Origin of the sequence: Luteolibacter sp. Y139 (assembly GCF_038066715.1) — a bacterium.
Lineage (GTDB): Bacteria > Verrucomicrobiota > Verrucomicrobiia > Verrucomicrobiales > Akkermansiaceae > Haloferula > Haloferula soli.
This window is the reverse complement of record NZ_JBBUKT010000010.1, coordinates 83210-99862: the sequence shown is the minus strand read 5'-3', so window position 1 is coordinate 99862 and position 16653 is coordinate 83210. Positions and strand designations below refer to the sequence as shown.

13 protein-coding genes and 1 tRNA gene are annotated in these 16653 nt (G+C 62.2%); 5 read left to right on the top strand and 9 right to left on the bottom strand.

Annotation, left to right across the window (positions count from 1 at the left end):
* Positions 1 to 3642 carry a PQQ-dependent sugar dehydrogenase gene (locus WKV53_RS21725; RefSeq protein ID WP_341407074.1) on the top strand — a complete coding sequence of 1214 codons (3642 nt, stop codon included), beginning with the start codon at positions 1 to 3 and terminating at the stop codon, positions 3640 to 3642.
* Position 3643: 1 nt separating this feature from the next.
* On the opposite strand, the gene WKV53_RS21720 is transcribed toward WKV53_RS21725, so the two are convergent.
* From WKV53_RS21720 to WKV53_RS21710, 3 genes are all read right to left on the bottom strand, one after another.
* Complete coding sequence (locus WKV53_RS21720; protein ID WP_341406912.1) at positions 3644 to 3886, bottom strand: hypothetical protein; 243 nt, start codon at positions 3884 to 3886, stop codon at positions 3644 to 3646.
* Positions 3887 to 4115: 229 nt separating this feature from the next.
* Positions 4116 to 5510: a DUF1501 domain-containing protein gene (locus WKV53_RS21715; protein WP_341406911.1), complete on the bottom strand. Its 1395-nt coding sequence runs from the start codon at positions 5508 to 5510 to the stop codon at positions 4116 to 4118.
* On the bottom strand, positions 5500 to 7659 hold the full coding sequence (locus tag WKV53_RS21710; protein WP_341406910.1) for a DUF1549 and DUF1553 domain-containing protein: 2160 nt from the start codon (positions 7657 to 7659) through the stop codon (positions 5500 to 5502). Before WKV53_RS21710 ends, WKV53_RS21715 begins: the two co-directional genes overlap by 11 nt.
* Before the next feature lie 179 nt (positions 7660 to 7838).
* Between WKV53_RS21710 and WKV53_RS21705 the strand changes: the two genes are divergently transcribed.
* A complete protein-coding gene (locus WKV53_RS21705) occupies positions 7839 to 9428 on the top strand; it encodes a putative Ig domain-containing protein (protein ID WP_341406909.1) in 1590 nt (529 codons plus the stop codon).
* 125 nt (positions 9429 to 9553) lie between these two features.
* Here the strand turns inward: WKV53_RS21705 and WKV53_RS21700 are convergent.
* Positions 9554 to 9630, bottom strand: a tRNA-Arg gene (locus WKV53_RS21700).
* A 236-nt stretch (positions 9631 to 9866) separates the two neighbouring features.
* Here WKV53_RS21700 and WKV53_RS21695 point away from each other — a divergent pair.
* Positions 9867 to 10577: a hypothetical protein gene (locus tag WKV53_RS21695; protein WP_341406908.1), complete on the top strand. Its 711-nt coding sequence runs from the start codon at positions 9867 to 9869 to the stop codon at positions 10575 to 10577.
* Here the strand turns inward: WKV53_RS21695 and nadA are convergent.
* From nadA to WKV53_RS21680, 3 genes are all read right to left on the bottom strand, one after another.
* A complete protein-coding gene (gene nadA, locus WKV53_RS21690; RefSeq protein WP_341406907.1) occupies positions 10495 to 11433 on the bottom strand; it encodes a quinolinate synthase NadA in 939 nt (312 codons plus the stop codon). The two genes, WKV53_RS21695 and nadA, sit on opposite strands and share 83 nt — an antisense overlap.
* Positions 11434 to 11547: 114 nt before the next feature.
* Complete coding sequence (locus WKV53_RS21685) at positions 11548 to 12171, bottom strand: bactofilin family protein (protein ID WP_341406906.1); 624 nt, start codon at positions 12169 to 12171, stop codon at positions 11548 to 11550.
* A 56-nt stretch (positions 12172 to 12227) separates the two neighbouring features.
* Positions 12228 to 13097, bottom strand: coding sequence for a tetratricopeptide repeat protein (locus tag WKV53_RS21680; RefSeq protein WP_341406905.1), 870 nt, complete (start codon positions 13095 to 13097; stop codon positions 12228 to 12230).
* Between the two features lie 132 nt (positions 13098 to 13229).
* Here WKV53_RS21680 and lpxB point away from each other — a divergent pair, with 132 nt between their 5' ends.
* Positions 13230 to 14357, top strand: a complete 1128-nt coding sequence (gene lpxB, locus WKV53_RS21675) for a lipid-A-disaccharide synthase (protein ID WP_341406904.1) — start codon at positions 13230 to 13232, stop codon at positions 14355 to 14357.
* 259 nt (positions 14358 to 14616) lie between these two features.
* A complete protein-coding gene (locus WKV53_RS21670; protein ID WP_341406903.1) occupies positions 14617 to 14835 on the top strand; it encodes a hypothetical protein in 219 nt (72 codons plus the stop codon).
* On the opposite strand, the gene WKV53_RS21665 is transcribed toward WKV53_RS21670, so the two are convergent.
* Positions 14829 to 15467 carry a RibD family protein gene (locus WKV53_RS21665; protein ID WP_341406902.1) on the bottom strand — a complete coding sequence of 213 codons (639 nt, stop codon included), beginning with the start codon at positions 15465 to 15467 and terminating at the stop codon, positions 14829 to 14831. The genes WKV53_RS21670 and WKV53_RS21665 overlap by 7 nt on opposite strands.
* Positions 15464 to 16615, bottom strand: coding sequence for a hypothetical protein (locus tag WKV53_RS21660; protein WP_341406901.1), 1152 nt, complete (start codon positions 16613 to 16615; stop codon positions 15464 to 15466). The genes WKV53_RS21665 and WKV53_RS21660 overlap by 4 nt, the downstream gene beginning before the upstream one ends.
* Positions 16616 to 16653: the final 38 nt, after the last annotated feature.

Genomic DNA, 16653 nt, shown 5'->3' with positions numbered 1-16653 from the left:
ATGCGCTTCACCCATCACCTGTTAGTGGCCGCCCTGTTATCGGGCGGCCACCTTCGTGCGGACCTCGTCGCCCATTACAAGTTCGACGAGGCCGCAGGCACCACCACCGCGCTCAATCAGGTCGCCGGTGCCACCACCGGCACCGTGGGATCCGCCGTCACCACCGGTGTGGCCGGCATCGCCGGCAATGCCTACCGCTTCAACAACAACGCGAACCAAGCCGGCATCGTCGACATGGGCAATGCCTCGTTCTTCCCGGCCATCACCGGCAGCGGCGCATTGACGATCTCTGCTTGGGTCAAGACCACCGACACCACTGGCAACCGCACCACCGCCGTCTTCGCCGGGGACAATACCGTCGCCAATGTCTACGCCGACCTCGGCGTCGCCGCAGGCCAGGCAGGCTTCCTCGGCTCCGCCAGCGCCCGCAATCGTCCGGTCGGTGCCGCCGCGGCCCAACAAACCGGCATCTTCAGTTCCCCCGCAGTCCCACCGGTGAACGATGGCGCATGGCACCACCTCGCCATGACCGTGAATGTCTCCGCTGCCAAGCTGGAGCTTTGGGTGGATGGCACGCTCGCGAACACCCAGACCATGACCGCCACGAATCTGCCGGTCTTCAACAACTTCGAAATCGGCCGCCTCGGTCGCGCCGCACCCACCGATCCCTTCGACGGCACCATCGACGACGTCCAAGTCTACAACGAAGCACTGTCGGCGGAAAAAGTGGGCTTCCTTCACGAACACCCCGGCATGCCGCTTTCCGCCCTGCCGCCGGCAGTCGCTTCGGATGCGGTCATCATGCATCACTCCGCCAGCGTGCTGTTAGACGTGCTCGCAAACGACGACCCGGCCGTTCAGCCCTCCACCGTCGAAATTCTAACAGCTCCCACCTCCGGAACCGCCGTTCCCGACTCGCAGGGAAGGATCCTCTACAAGCACCTCACCGGCACTCCCGCCACCGACTCCTTCACCTATCGCGTCAAGGGAACCTTGGGAGCCTTCTCCGCTCCGGCCACGGTCACCATCACCTTCAGCACCGCCCTCCGTCTCCCGAATACCACGCTGCAGATGCCGGCCTCGCCACCCGCGGTGGACTTCGCTGTCGTCGATGCCTTTCCCGGCGTGAGCTTCACCTACCCGAGCAGCATGGAGAGCCCGCAGGGCGATACAAAGCGGCTCTTCGTCGCGGAACGCGGTGGGAAGATCTACGTCATCCCTGACGTCACCGCGAGTTCACCACAGAAGCTTCTTTACCTCGATCTTTCCACCATCACCCTCGATGACGGAAACGAAGAGGGCCTCAAGGGCTTCGCCCTTCATCCGTCCTTCGCGACGAACGGCTACATCTTCGTCGCCTACAATCATCTGGAGGCAGGCTCCGAATACATCCGCCTCTCCCGCTTCAAATCCGCCACTCCCGCCACCAACGCGCCAATCTCCCTCGCCACCGAAGAGATCCTCATCAACCAACTCTACCAGCTCGACTCCGGCAACCAGCCGCGCATCCACGGCATCGTCGAGTGCAACTTCGGACCGGATGGCTACCTCTACGTCGGCTTCGGCGATGGCGATGGCCATCCCGATCCGAGCAACAATTCCCAGCGCATCGACAAGGGCTTCTGGTCCGGCCTGATGCGCCTCGATGTCGACCTCGAGCCCGAGGACTACACGCCTGCCGATGGCACCGGCAGTGACGACAGCAGCCTCCCGCCAAACGCTCATCCCGCAGTGGTGCTCCATGGCGGACATCCGCTCTACGAGATCCCCGCGGACAATCCCTTCATCGGAGCTACCAGCTTCAATGGCCTCCCGGTCACTCCATCCGCCGTGTTCACCGAATACTACGCCATCGGCTTCCGCAATCCATGGCAGTTCAGCTGGGATCCCCTCAACAACAACCTCTGGCTCGCCGACGTCGGCCTGAACGACCGGGAGGAAATCGATCGCGTCACCAAGGGCGGCAACTACGGCTGGGCCTTCTTCGAAGGAACCCTCCCCCGCAAGGGCACCCCTCCCGCCGCCGCCACGCTCATTCCTCCCGTGTATGAATACGGCCACGGCACCGGCCCCTTCCAAGGCAACTCCATCATCGGCGGACTCGTCTATCGCGGCAATCGCTACGCCGCACTCCAGGGCAAATACCTCTTCGCCGACTTCCTTTCCGGAAACATCTGGTCGATGAATGCGGATGGCTCTCCGCCCGTCGTCGCACGCATTGCCGGCGAGTCCGGACTCGTGGCATTCGCTATGGACCCGTCCGACTCTAGCCTCTTGATGCTGGACCACGGCGACGGCGTGGTCCGCCGCCTGGTCACCACCACCGCCACCGGAACCTTCCCTCAAACCCTCGGCGCCACCGGCATCTTCGCCGATCTAACAAACCTGTCACCGAATCCCGGCGTGGTTCCTTACGAACCCAATCTCACCTTCTGGTCCGACCATGCCGTCAAGAAGCGCTGGTTCGCAATCAAAGACACCATCGGCCAGTTCGCCTACGCCGCCGATGCCCCGTGGCAATCTCCAACAGGCGCGGTCTTCGTGAAGCATTTCGACCTCGAGCTCGAACGCGGCAACCCCGCCACGAAAAAACGAATCGAAACCCGCGTCCTCGTCCGCACCACCGATGGCACCTACGGCGTCAGCTATCGTTGGAATGAAGCCGGCACCGAAGCGACTCTCGCGCCAGACGAAGGAGTCAGCTTCGACCTCAACATCACCGATCACGGCACTCCGCTGGTCCAGACATGGCAGATCCCCAGCCGCTCCCAGTGCAATACCTGCCACACCCCGCAAGGCGGCCATTTCCTCAGCCTGAATACCCGCCAGCTCAATCGCCCCGGTTCCCTGGCCAGCGCAACCGGCAACTTCCTCACCCTCCTCCAACAAGCCGGCTACCTGAACTCACTGCCCCAGGCTCCAAACACCCTGCCCCACCACATCCGGCCCGACGAAACCGCCTACACCCTCGAAGCCAGGGTCCGCTCCTACCTCGCCGTCAACTGCTCCTACTGCCACCAGAGCGGCGGCACCGGCGGCGGTGAATTCGACATCCGCGCGCATCTCTCCCTGGAGTCCACCGGCATCGTCAACGGAGCCACCTCCATCGCTTCCTCACCCTACCAACTCATCGTCCCCGGCCATCACGATCAATCCGTCATCTGGAACCGCATCGCTACCGCCAATGGCTTCACCCGCATGCCTCCCTTGGCCACTTCCCAACTCGACCCACAAGGCATCCAACTCCTCCAATCCTGGATCGATGGCCCACTCTCCACTCGCCAGTTCTACACCGAATGGCGTCAGGAACACTTCGGCAACATCACATCACCAGCCGGTGATCCCAACGCAGACCCCGACACCGATGGCATCACCAACCATCAGGAATTCCTCACCCACACCGACCCTAACAGCGGCACCAGCCTCTGGCACCCGGCACTCACCGTCGGAAATACCTCGCTGACCTTCCCGAATCTGGAAGACCGCAGCATGCGGTTAGAGACCAGCACCGACTTCCAAAGCTGGGACACTTGGAACGTCCCGGCCAACGACGGCCTTCCCGTCCCCGGCGTCAGCCGCAGCTTTCCACGTGACCCCGGCGGCACCCGCCGCCTCTTCAGATTCCGCATCGAGGAACCCTGAATTACTCATCCTCGGGCGGGTTCTTCTTCCCCGCGATCTTGTGCAAGAGCTCCAGCACCGCAGCCATCCACAGCAAACCGACCAATGAGGCCACGCACATGAAGGCATGGGAAAAGTTCTCCTTGGCCATCTCGGCGGTGCTGCCAAACGCGCCAAGCACCAGCAAGATCGTGGCAAAGCCACAAATGAACGCCACGATGCGGAGCACAAGAGCGAGGAGCAGGGGATGATTGTCAGGGTCCATGGACGGATTCACGTTCGATTGAAGGGCGATCCACGCCTTTCGTTGCCTTGATTCTTCACCATTTTTCCCGGCGCTGAAGCAGATTCTTAGGCCCCGGCGCGACCTTTCCGCCTCGTTCGATTTGCCCCATTCCCCGGCCAGAAGGAAAGCCCCCGCAACCTTTTCAGTTACAGGGCCTTGAAAGTGGCATACCCAAAGAGATTCGAACACCCAACCTCTGGGTCCTTGGCTAGCTAATGATCTCCTGAATCGGCCCCCCGTTTTCCACAAGACGCGAGACGGTCCCGAGCGACGGGATCTCCATCTTGGTATGATCGATCCCGAGCTGCCGCAGAATGGTGGCGTGAAGGTCGCTGTAGTAGTGCGGACTTTCCACCGCCTTGTAGCCGACTTCATCCGTCGCACCGTGAACAATCCCTCCCTTGATCCCGCCACCCGCGAGCCAGGAAGTATAGCCCTTCGGATTATGATCACGTCCCGTCGTATTCTGTGACCATGGCGTGCGGCCAAATTCACTCGTCCACACCACCATCGTTTCGTCGAGCATCCCCCGCTGCTTCAGATCCTTGATCAGCCCCGCGATAGGCCGATCGGTGGCCCGGCACAGCGGTTCATGGGTCTTCATGTCGCCATGCGCATCCCACCCGCCATTGCCGCCGCCCGAGTTGCAGATCTGGATGAAACGCACACCCCGCTCCGCCAGTCGACGGGCCAGCAAAAGCTGTTTTCCAAACTCCGCCGTCTCCGGGCGATCGAGTCCATACAGCGTCTTGATGTGCTCCGGCTCACGCGAGAAATCCACCGCCTCCGGTGCCGACATCTGCATGCTCGCCGCAAGCTCGTATGCCTTCGCCCGGGCCTGGATGTCCGAATTGACCGCATAGCGTTGGCGGAATTCCTGATTCATCTCATGCAGCACCTGCGCCTGCCGTTCCCGTTCGGCACCACTGCTGCCCTTCGGTGGATGCAGGTTCGGGATCGGAACCTCACCCGGTTGGAAAGGCGTCGCCGCCACCGACGCGCCGAGGTAGCCGCCCGTAAGCTGCACCGGTGACGATGGCCGGCCGATGTTAACAAAGGTCGGCAGATTCCGGTTCACCGAACCAAGCGCATAGGAAATCCAACTCCCAAACGTCGGATGCTCGAATGCCCGCCCGCGATGCCCCGTGCACGTTTCGATCACCGCCGGAAAGTGATTCCCCTCGTGGCACCACATCGAACGCACCACCGCGATATCATCGATCACCCCGCCCACATGCGGAAACCAATCCGAGACCGGAATCCCGGACTTCCCATAACGCGTGAACGTCCGCAGGCACGGAATCACCGGACGCATCATCGATGCCTGATTGTCACCGAAGCCGATGGCATCGATGAGCTTGCCCGCATGATCATTGCCCTTGGGGTCGAAGGTATCGATATGGCTGACACCCCCGCACATGAACAGGAAGATCACCGACTTCGCCTTCGGCTCGAAATGAGGTCCCAGTATCGCATCCTTGATCTCACCCTCCTGCGCCCACAGCCCGCCCAGCGCAGTGCCAAGGAATCCTCCACCCGCTTGAAAGAGGAAGTTCCGTCGCGAAATCCGTCCGCAGGGAAAGAGCTCCGAATTAGCGGACATAGGTGAATTCATCGAGGTTGAAGATGAGCCACGAAAGCTGCTTCAGGCGTTCCGGATTATTCTCAAGGTAGGCCGCCGCACGATCGCTTTCGCTTGAGCTCGGCGGACGCGCGATGGTCAAGCGATACGCGAGCTCGATCGCCCGGTTCATATCCCCACCGGACTCATCCTTCAACCGCGCGGCAAGCCCCGTGGTCGCAGCTTCGATCTCCGGACTGTTCATGAGAAAGAGCGATTGCGGCGCAGTGACCGTCTGCGTTCGCACCGGGCAAGGCACACGCCCGTCATCCACATCGAAGGACTGCAGGAAACCCGGCGTCACATCACGGCTCGGCGAATACCCGCGGATCATGTAGGCAGCGCGACGCTTGGGAGATCCACTCGCCTTCGCGGCATCATCCCCACCATTGTTACGTCCCTGCCCGCCACCGTTCGGATCGAAGGACCGGCCACCGACTTGCAAATCAAGTCTGCCCGCCGCCGCGTGAATCGAATCCCAAATCGGCTCCGCCTCCAGACGCTGCAACCTGAAGTGCCACAGCCAAGTGTCACCCGGATCGATCTCCTGGCTCGCCATGGATTCCGATGGCACTTCCGAACTCATCCGGTACGCCTGTGAAGTCACCATCAGCCGGTTCATCTGCCTCATGCTGTAGCCCTGCTTCACGAATTCCGAAGCCAGCCAGTCGAGCAATGCCGGATGCGATGGCCCATCGGATTGCAACCCGAAGTCGCTCGGCGTCTTCTGCAGCCCCAGCCCGAAATGCCATTGCCACAGGCGATTCACCGCCACGCGCGCGAAGAGCGGATTGGAAGGACTTGTCAGCCAATCCGCAAACGCCTCGATCCGCCCGTCACGGAAATCATACTCGCCGCTCGCAAAGGGCCAGCCCGCCTTCACCTCGTTTTGATGCTCGGGCCGCGTCGGATCACCGCTCGTGAGGATGTAGCTCTTTTCCTGCTCGCGGGCGCGATCCACATCCACCGAATTGAATGCTGGAAGCTCCGGCGCAGCATTCCCCCGCCCCGCCTCATCGACCTTCCTCTTCAAATCGCGATACGTCCCGATCGCATCGCCCGGCAGCACCTCCTCGATCTTGTCGTTATCGATCCGCAGGATCGGGAAATAATCATCGGCGATCTTCTGCTCCGCCACGGTCCGCTCCTTCTCGCTTTTGCGAATGACCACCTGCACGTCAGGCGGAAGCATCTGGATCCGTTCCTCGCGCAGCTTCGTCTTATACGGATCGAGGAAAGCACCCAGCTCCTTCTCGAAGGGCGCACGCTTCCTCTGCGTCTCCTCCATCACCTTCCCCGCCGCGACTAAATCACTGGCACTCGCCAGATTGATCTTCTTGGCAACGAGCGGATCGAACAACGCCTTCATCGAATAGTAGTCGACCTGCGAGACCGGATCGAACTTGTGATCATGGCACTTCGCGCAGCCGATGGTCAGTCCCATGAAGGCACTCGAAACCGTGTCCACCGCATTGATCGCCAGATCCTGCGGATCCGCCCCCACACCCCGCGCCAGGAATCCCAGCGCGAAGATGTCACCCGGCCGCGGCTCCTTGCGCGAGCGGAAGCCCGTCGGCGACATCTGGCTCCTCTCGTTGACGCGACGACCCGTCAGCTGAAGCTGCACGAATTGGTCGTAGGGAAGATCCTCGCCCAGCGCGTTGATCACCCAGTCGCGCCAAAGATAGATCCCCGTCCCCGGTCCCATCTTCTCGTCCGTATCCGCATACCGCAGCACATCCAGCCAGTGCCGCGCGTACCGCACCGCGTGCTGCTCGCTGGCCAGCAGCCGGTCCACCACCTTTTCATAAGCATCCGGAGAAGCATCCGCCAGAAAGGCCTCCTGCTCCGCAGGCGATGGTGGCAGCCCGGTCAGATCCAGATGCACGCGGCGCAGCAGCGTCAGCTTGTCCGCCGGCCCCACCGCCGCGAGCCCCTTGGCCGCACGCTCCGCTTCCAGAAAACGGTCGATCGGATTCACCATCGCCGCGTCACCTTCCGGAACCGCCGGGCGGGTTACCGGCACCAATGACCACAAAGCCCCCTCGGAACTGACAACTGGAGACAAGGTCGCAACGACGACCGCGCCGACCAGCGTCGCGACCCTCGGAAATGAACTCGAAATTCTCATGGTTAATCAGCAACCGGCTCCTTCTCAACGAGGGCGAGGAAACCAGCCTTTCGACCGTTTCGGACAATTCCCGCCAGCACCGGAAATCTGACGGCAAGCCGCGCCCATGCCAGATGCATTTTGTCAGGATCCGCCACCGCGACTGAATAGTCCTTCAACCCACGATCACCAAATCCCGGATGACCCTTCCTCGCCTCTCCGCCATCGCAATCGTCGCCCTGGGTTCGATGCTGCTCGCCCACACGAGCACCCTCCGCGCCGCTGAAATCGATCGCTCTCTGATCCTGACCCCGCCCGCTCCCGAAACGCCACGCATCAATGGCCCCGACACCTTCGGCGTCCGTCCCGGTTCACCCTTTCTATACACCATCCCGGCGTCCGGAAAAGCACCCCTCGACTACGCGGCATCCGGACTACCACCCGGCCTCCAACTGGACCCACGCACCGGCAGGATCACCGGCGTCCTGAAGGAAGAAGGCACCCACACTATCACCCTCGCCGCGAGGAACACCCTGGGTTCCTCCAAAAAGACCTTCAAGATCGTCGTCGGCAGCCAGCTCGCCCTGACCCCGCCCATGGGCTGGAGCAGCTGGAACTGCTGGGGCGCTTCCGTCAGCCAGGAAAAAGTCCTCGGCTCGGCCAAGGCCATCGTGGATAGAGGCCTCCAAGCCCACGGCTGGACCTACGTGAATATCGACGACGGCTGGCAGGGAAAGCGCGGCGGCAAACTCAACGCCATCCAACCTAACTACAAGTTCCCGGACATGGCCGGACTCGGTCGGGAGCTCCACGCCATGGGCCTCAAGTTCGGCATCTACTCGTCGCCATGGCAGGGCACCTACGCCGGCTTCATCGGTTCATCCTCGCCTAACAAGAATGGCACCTGTGATTGGATCGAAGCTGGCGATCACAATGAGTTCTACCGCATCAGCACCGAGCACGAAGCCCCACGACCGAAGAAACTCAGCATCCGGAAATTCGGCGAGTTTCCCTTCGTCACTAACGATGTCTCCCAATGGTCCGAATGGGGCGTCGACTATCTCAAATACGACTGGCATCCCCTCGACGTCCCCCACGTGGAGGAAATGACCAAGGCCCTGCGAAAGACCGACCGCGACATCATCTACAGCCTCTCGAACGGCGCCGACCACAAGTTCGCCAACGACTACCAGCGGCTCTCGAATCTATGGCGCACCACCGGCGACATCCGCGACAATTGGCAGCGTCTGAAAGACATCGGCTTCTCCCAGGACAAGTGGGCCCCACATGGCGGACCAGGCCACTGGAATGATCCCGACATGATGATCCTCGGCATGGTCGGCATCGATGAAGCCATGCACCCGACCCGCCTAACGCCCGATGAGCAATACACGCACGTCTCGCTCTGGTGCCTGCTATCCGCCCCCTTGCTGATCGGCTGCGACCTCGCACAACTCGACGATTTCACCTGCAGCCTCCTCACCAATGACGAGGTGCTCGCGATCGATCAGGACGCCCTCGGCAAATCCGCCACTCGCGTCAATGGCGAGGGCGATTTGGCCGTCTACGCCAAACCCCTCGAAGACGGCTCAATCGCAGTCGGCCTCTTCAACCTCAGCCCAACCGAAGCCGTCATCACCGCCCGCTGGGAAGACCTCAAGCTCGGGAAGGACCAGCAAATGACCGCACGCGATCTCTGGCGACAACAGGATCTGGGAACCTTCACCGCCAAATTCGAAGCCAAGGTGGCCTCCCACGGCGTCGTGCTGGTGAAGCTCGTCCCCAGGTAAGCTCGGAAACCGCGCGATAAAGCCGGCAAAGAACCCCGCATTCCGGCGCATCCGCCTCCTCGCACCCTTGAGTGCAATAACCACGAAAAAGCCCTGCAACCTTTTCGGTTACAGGGCTTTGAAAGTGGCACACCCAAAGAGACTCGAACTCCTAACCTTCTGATCCGTAGTCAGACGCTCTATCCAATTGAGCTATGGGTGCTTTGTTTCGTGTGCGCCTTTCGGCGCGCGCGGGCCGGAAAGAAGCCGGAGACAGAGCCTTCTGTCAAGGAAATCGGCGGCGCGATTCACTTTTGCGCGGAGAATTTTTCGACCTCTCCGACACCACTTCAAGTGCTCGTCCAAAATTCATTAGGAAAAGTTAATCATCAACTTTGTAAAACCTTTATTTTCAACGATTTTTGAACTTCACCACCCTGAGCGGGTCATATTTTTCGAATGATTTCGGAAATTCGCACTGAGGGCTGGATCGGCAAGATCACAAAGGGCGGACAACGCGAAAAGGGTGGATCCCCTGACTTCCGGAAAGCGCTCGGCATCATTCTCGCCGTGGGACTCGCTCCCCTCGCGATGTGGCTGGTTGGCACCGCCATCATTCAGGTGGCTCCACCCGTCTATCAGTCCGAGGCCATCCTGCGGCTTCCCGCGGCGACGATGGATACCCTAGGGAACGCCGGTGCTGCCGCCATCATCGATGAAGCCGCTGCGGCACTGTCCGCCGGACACTCGCCGGATCCGATGGCGAAGCTGCTCCTGAGGTCTCACCTGACCCTCAGGCGCGAGATCGGCCAGGACATGATTCAAGTCGCCGCACGCGGACACGATCCGCTGGAGGCGCAGCGGACGCTCCTGGCGGTGATCGAGTCCTACGAGCGCCACCGTGCCAACTCCGGCTCCCGCATGCTTGTCTACGCCACTCCGATCGAATCCGTGCCCGTCGACGTGCCCCACGGCATGCGCATGGTCCTCGGCTGCGCCGGCCTGGCATCGATCGCGCTGCTGCTCAGCATTCCCCTGCTGCGACGCCTGGAAGGCGTGCCGCTGGTGCAAAGCGCCCAAGAATTGCTCAGCGCGATTGCTCGAGCATTCGCAGTAGCGGAGCCTCCGCGCGCTTCCGGATATCTTCCGGCAGCTCAACCTGCGGGCTGAGATTGGCCAGGCAATCGTGCAGCTTCTGAAGCGTGTTCATCTTCATGTAGCGGCAATCCGCGCAAGCACAGCGATCGGTCGGCCCGGCGATCAGGTTCTTGTCCGGGCACTCGCGGCGCAGGCGATGAAGCATGCCGCTCTCCGTCACCACGATGATGTCCTTCACCGGCGCATTCCGGCAGAAGGTGATCATCTTCTCCGTCGAGCAGACTTCATCGGCTAGCAGCCGCACCGCTTGCGTGCACTCCGGGTGAGCCACCACCAGCGCATCGGGATACTCCGCCTTGATCCGGTTGATCGAATCGCGCGTGAACTCCACGTGCACATAGCAAGAGCCCTGCCACAGGTCCATCTTGCGGCCGGTCTGCTCCATCACCCACGCGCCGAGATTCGCATCCGGCACGAAGAGGATGGGCCGGTCCTGCGGGGCCTTGTTCACGATCTTCACCGCATTGCCGGAGGTGCAGATCACGTCGCACAGCGCCTTCACGTGCGCCGAGCAGTTGATGTAGGCGATCACGTAGTAGTTCTTCTCCGCATTCGCCTTGAGGAAGGCTTCGAGCTCCGGACCCGGGCAGCTTTGCTCCAGCGAGCAGCCTGCATCCTTGTCGGGAAGTACGACGACCTTAGTAGGATTCACGATCTTCGCCGTCTCCGCCATGAAGTGGACCCCGCAGAAGGCAATCACATCGGCATCCGTCTCCTTCGCGTGGTAGGCCAGACCGAGCGAGTCACCCACGTAGTCAGCAATGTCCTGGATATCGCCGGTCTGATAATTGTGAGCGAGGATGACGGCATTACGTTCCTTTTTCAGGGCGAGGATCGCTTCCTTCAGATCGAGCGCTGCGGCAGGCATGGCGGGAACATGGACGCGCCTTCCCGCGGGCTCAATGCGGAAGTCCGGGAACCAAAAAGCCCGCCGCGGCGTGAACCGGGCGGGCTTCGAAAAATCGCGATGCGATCGGACCGATCAGGAATCCACGCCGGAAAGCGTGCCCTGCTTGGTGTCGGTCGGCTTGGCAGCCGGAGCCGGAGCAGCGGCGGCTTGGCCACCCGCTGGCTTGGCAGGAGCACCCGCCGGGGTCGAAGGAGTGCCAACGGCGGACTTGCCGACGAAGATCGCACCCGGCTCGATCGAAAGGGTCTTGGCCTTGATGTCACCCACCACTTCGGCGGTCGCCTTCAGCTCCACGCGGTCGGTGGCGGTGATGTTGCCGTGGACCTTGCCATACACCACCACGGTGTTGGTCTTGATCTCGGCCTTCAGGCGGGCGTTTTCGCCCACGGTCAGGTTGCCGTCGGATTGGATTTCGCCCTCGATGCGACCGTCCACCACCAGATCATTGGTGAATTTGACCGTGCCCTTGATCTCCACGTCCGAGCTCAGGACGTTGCGGGATGGGCCCACCGGACGCTGTGGCGCGGAGGTGGCGGGAACGGAGGCAGCGGCAGCTACCGGCTCAGGGTTGTAGCTGGCCGGAGCGGGAGCCGGTGCCGGAGCGGCATAGGACGCCGTCGGCGTCGGTGCGGTGGGGGCGGCGGGTTCCTCCGGCTTGTTGCCGGTGATCTTGCGAAATCCGAAGCTATTGCTCATGGCGTAGGAATAGGGAATGCGGTGATGTTGAAAGTCAATTGATTTCCCCTATCAGGTTACTCCTTTGGAGCTTCCACAGGCGGGGTTTGCGGCTCGGTGGGCGGAGTCGGTGGCTCGGCGGGCGTCGCCGGGGCTTCTTCCGGAGCGGGCGTCGCGCCACCGCCGAGGATGTTGCCCAGCGGATTGTTGCTCAGCTCCTTCGGCAGCGAGGCAGCGTCCGGAGCACCCGGTGTCAGCCCTGCGCCTTCCTTGGGAGCCGGCGGCGTGGGCGGCGCGTCGATTTCCGTCGGCGCGTGGAAACGCAGCAGCTTCAGGCGCTGGCCGGCGAGATTGTTCAGCGGATTGCTGCCGAAGTCGCTCTGCGCCTTCTTGTAGGACTTCTCGGCCTCGTCCAGCTTGCCATCCGCCTTGTCCAGATCGCCGAGCGAAACCAGCGCATAGGGCGCGATGTAGCGCGCCGCAGGATCAGCGGCCAATTCTGTGAAAATCTTCTTCGCCTCGTCCTTCTGGCCCATCTGCACCAGGCGCGAAGCCAGGCTGGCCTTGGCGCTGATCACGCCCGGATGCTGCGGCTTGGCGGAAATGAACGCGCGCAGGGTTTCCACCGCACCTCCCTGGTCACCCGCATCCCATTGCTTGGCGGCGATCACCAGCTCCGCGCTGCCCGCAGCGGCAGTGTCAGGCTTCTCCTTCACCAGCTTCTGGAGCTGGGAGACGCCTTCGGATTTCATCAGGATCGCTCCGGCGTCTTCCTCGGACTCCTGCTTGATGCCACGGACCACGATATAGCCGGCAGCACCGAGCGCGAGGACCACGCCAAGCGCGATCATGCCCTTCTGGTTACGGTCAAGAAATGCCTCGAAGGCAGACGGGCCGTGGGAAATTTCGGCGAGCGGGCGCGGGGTATCGGCGGAGTCTTCGGCCATGATGCGGGCGCGATTAAGGAGGCGGGTCCCGCGAAAGCAATGACGAATTCCCACCTTCCCGCACATCGTTTCGAGAGTGCCCCGGGATTTTCATGGCCAGCCCGCAAAGCCTTTCCCTAGGCTCCGCCGCAGATGGCCAAGGCGCTGTATGTCATCGCGGGGGAATTGAGTGGCGATGCGCATGGCGCGGGGATGCTGCGCGCCCTGCTGTCCATGCATCCGGACCTGAAAATCCACGGGGCCGGCGGCCCGGAAATGCGTGAGGTAGCCGGCGACGGCATCCGCGACTGGGTCGAGGAGGCCGCCGTCATGGGCCTCTGGGAAGTGCTCAAGCGCTACGGCTGGTTCAAGCAGCGCTTCGATGAAATGCTCGCCGAGGCCCTCGCCCTCAAGCCCGACCTGCTGGTCCTCATCGACTACCCCGGCTTCAATCTCCGCTTCGCCGAGGCCGTCCGGAATGCGCTCCCGAAGACGAAGATCATTTACTACATCAGCCCGCAGGTCTGGGCGTGGAACAAGGGCCGCCTGCCGAAAATGGCGCGCCTTTTGGACGAAATGCTCTGCCTCTTCCCTTTCGAGAAACCGATTTTCGAGGGTGCCGGGCTGGCCACCACCTTCGTCGGCCACCCGCTGGTCGATGAGCTGGAGGAAGAGCGCAATGGCGAGCCACGCGAGGAAAACCTGGTCGCCCTGCTCCCCGGCAGCCGCGAGCGCGAGGTAGCCCGCCTTTTCCCGATGATGCTGGAGAGCGCCCGCCGCCTCCACTCGAAGCGCCCCGAAACCCGCTTCGAAGCCTGCGGAGCCTCCGCCAAGCTCACCGCCCGCATGCGCGAGCTGACCACCGCCGCCAAGCTCGGCGAATTCGTCCGCGTCCGCGAGGGCGGCGCGCACGAGCTCATGCAGCGCGCCGCCTGTGGCGTGGTCGCCAGCGGCACCGCCACCCTCGAGGCCGCCTACTTCGGCCTCCCCTACTGCCTCGTCTACAAGGTGGCCTGGCCCACCTACCTCGCCGCCAAGATGCTCGTGAAAATCGAGCACATCGGCCTCATCAATATCCTCGCCGGTGGCCGCGTCGTGGAGGAATTCATCCAGTCCGAGGCCGATCCGCTACGCGTCGAGCAAGCCCTGGCCCGTTTCCTCACCGACGACAGCTATCGCGAGGAAACCCGCCACAAGCTCCTCTCCACCGCCGCCAAGCTCGGCGGCCCCGGCGCCCACCTCCGCGCCGCCACCGCCATCTCGAAGTGGATCGGCCGCTGAAAGTTATCCCATAGCGCCCCCGGCGCGCCCATAAGGGGTGTCGACGTTCCGTCGACACGACTCATCCGGCCGCACTCATCCCCTTTTCCCGCCTCTGGATGGCGTTCTTCGCATCCTGGCGGTTCATTGAATTCCCCCTGCCTTTCTCCGCGTTCTCTCCGCGACCTCCGCGCCTCCGCGGTTCGTTCCCTCCAAAACGCCAACCCCAAAAGCTTTCACCGCTTGCCATCGGCGGTCGATCCGCTACACCCGCGCCGGGATGAAACTGACCACGCTTTTCGCCGCCGCTGCCGCCGGGCTGTTCCTCGTCGCGACCTCCTGCGAACGCCACGAGTGGGCAGAGACCAAGAAGCTCCACGAGCCGCACGAACACGGTGCCCACGGCGAAGGCCATGAAGCCGCCGCTGGCGAAGCCCACGGTGCAGCCGCTCACGGCGAAGAACACGCCGTCGAAAAGCACGAGGAAAAGGCTCACTGAGCCCCCGCCTCGCGCACCCGCCGGTAGCTCAGAAAGCACTCGCCGGTTTCCGGCCGGGGATCGAATTCCGTCAGCTCGAACTGACGCGACGCCGGCAGGAATTCTCCCGGCACCCCGCTGACCGTCGGAGCCCCGTGCCCGCCGAAAAGCCTGTGCCCTGCCCACGTCAGGTGGATCTCATCCACCAGATCGCGCTCTAACAGCACGAACACCAGCTCTCCCCCGCCCTCGCAATGAACCCGGCGCACGCCGAGGCCCGCGAGTTCATCCAGGAAATGCTCCACGCTGCCCCGATGCAGGATCGCCCCGGGAATCTCCCGGCCTTTTCGGCCTCGATCCTCCGTGGCTAACAAGTGAATCGCCCCTCCCGGCGTGTGAAACAACGGATGCTCCGGATCAAACTCCCCGCTCCGCGAAACCACACACCGCAGCGGATCATGTGGTGCCTTCATCGTCATCCGGTCCGACTCCAAGGTCCCTCGTCCCACCATCAAAGCATCCGCCCCCTTCCGCAGCTCTAACAACCGCGCGTGATCCTCCCTTGAAGTCCAGCCCGACGGCCGCTTCTGCGCCGACGAGATCTTGCCGTCAGCCGAAAGTGCGAAGTTGATGGAAACAGTAAGCCTGCTCATGAGAGTGCCAGTGCTCGCTTGCGACCTTTCACCCTCTTCCACACCGCGCGGATGTAAAACCCGATCGCCGTGAGCATCAATCCGGCGACCACGGCAACAAACACAACAGCCTTTTCCTCGAATGTCATCGGCGACCTTGGAAGCTCAGGAAACTTCGGCTCCTTCCATCCCTTCCAGAAGTCTGGATGCGTGTCGGGATGCATGCCCCGATCGAAGCGCTCAGACTGATACGCGATCCACTCCTCCTCCCGCTTCTTCGCCAATCCTCTCGTCTCTCCATACCACTGTGTGAGCAACTGCCAATCAGGGACCAGATTCTCGTGGTCATCCCGATTCCGGTTCTCCACGGGATGAAGCGATTTGTGCCCTTCAGCGGTGAGCTCACCGAGGCGAGAGCTGACGAGGCGCGCCAAGCTGCTGGCTCCGTCCGCCTGAAGCGTCGCACGTAGCGCCTCGAAGACGTCGATGTTTTCCCACGCGCTGCCAAGATGAATCAGCCCGGCTAACCCCGACTCTGCATCTTTCAAATCAGGATACCGGCTGAGTCCTCCCGGTTCAGTCCTGCGGATGTCGTCAAATGTGTCGATCCCCAGAAAATTCCCATCAAGGTCTTCCCCTCCCGGTTTCAGCAACCACTCGAAAAGCTTCAGCTGATACTTCTCCCGCCCGAAATGCGCCTCGGGATTCAGCGAGATCGCATCCGCAATGTGCTTCGTCGCCTCCTTCAAATCGGAGAGATCCGCATTGCGCTCGGCAGTCGGACGAGTCGCCCAGCGATTGCCGAGGAATGATCCGAGGTTCGCGTGGTAGCGATACCGGTCCATGTTCGGACTCGGCCCCTCGATCGCATCGAGCACGGCCTTCTTCTTCGCCATCCACGCAATCGCCTCATCGTAGCGCCCCAGCCGGTTGCAGGCCACCCCGGCATCATCATAGAGATCGAGCTTCCGGGGATCCGCCTCCAACTCCTTCGTCACCCGCTCCAGCCGCATCTCGTAAAAGCGAGGCGGGTAGCGATCAAACCACCCGGTGATTGCTTTCAGCGTGTCGATCCGGCCCTTCGCCTCCTCCCGCCAGGTATCCCGATCCCAGATACACCCCGCCGCAGGCAGCAGGGAAATCAGGAAAAGGCAGAAAATGCGAATCATGCCCCAACCTAACTCCTGCCCGGAAACAGTGGCAAGGC

Excerpts from the sequence above, each read along its gene's own strand:
- WKV53_RS21725 (WP_341407074.1), top strand. The coding sequence starts at position 1 with ATGCGCTTCACCCATCACCTGTTAGTGGCCGCCCTGTTATCGGGCGGC.
- WKV53_RS21720 (WP_341406912.1), bottom strand. The coding sequence starts at position 3,886 with ATGGACCCTGACAATCATCCCCTGCTCCTCGCTCTTGTGCTCCGCATC.
- WKV53_RS21715 (WP_341406911.1), bottom strand. The coding sequence starts at position 5,510 with ATGTCCGCTAATTCGGAGCTCTTTCCCTGCGGACGGATTTCGCGACGG.
- WKV53_RS21710 (WP_341406910.1), bottom strand. The coding sequence starts at position 7,659 with ATGAGAATTTCGAGTTCATTTCCGAGGGTCGCGACGCTGGTCGGCGCG.
- WKV53_RS21705 (WP_341406909.1), top strand. The coding sequence starts at position 7,839 with ATGACCCTTCCTCGCCTCTCCGCCATCGCAATCGTCGCCCTGGGTTCG.
- WKV53_RS21695 (WP_341406908.1), top strand. The coding sequence starts at position 9,867 with ATGATTTCGGAAATTCGCACTGAGGGCTGGATCGGCAAGATCACAAAG.
- nadA (WP_341406907.1), bottom strand. The coding sequence starts at position 11,433 with ATGCCTGCCGCAGCGCTCGATCTGAAGGAAGCGATCCTCGCCCTGAAA.
- WKV53_RS21685 (WP_341406906.1), bottom strand. The coding sequence starts at position 12,171 with ATGAGCAATAGCTTCGGATTTCGCAAGATCACCGGCAACAAGCCGGAG.
- WKV53_RS21680 (WP_341406905.1), bottom strand. The coding sequence starts at position 13,097 with ATGGCCGAAGACTCCGCCGATACCCCGCGCCCGCTCGCCGAAATTTCC.
- lpxB (WP_341406904.1), top strand. The coding sequence starts at position 13,230 with ATGGCCAAGGCGCTGTATGTCATCGCGGGGGAATTGAGTGGCGATGCG.
- WKV53_RS21670 (WP_341406903.1), top strand. The coding sequence starts at position 14,617 with ATGAAACTGACCACGCTTTTCGCCGCCGCTGCCGCCGGGCTGTTCCTC.
- WKV53_RS21665 (WP_341406902.1), bottom strand. The coding sequence starts at position 15,467 with ATGAGCAGGCTTACTGTTTCCATCAACTTCGCACTTTCGGCTGACGGC.
- WKV53_RS21660 (WP_341406901.1), bottom strand. The coding sequence starts at position 16,615 with ATGATTCGCATTTTCTGCCTTTTCCTGATTTCCCTGCTGCCTGCGGCG.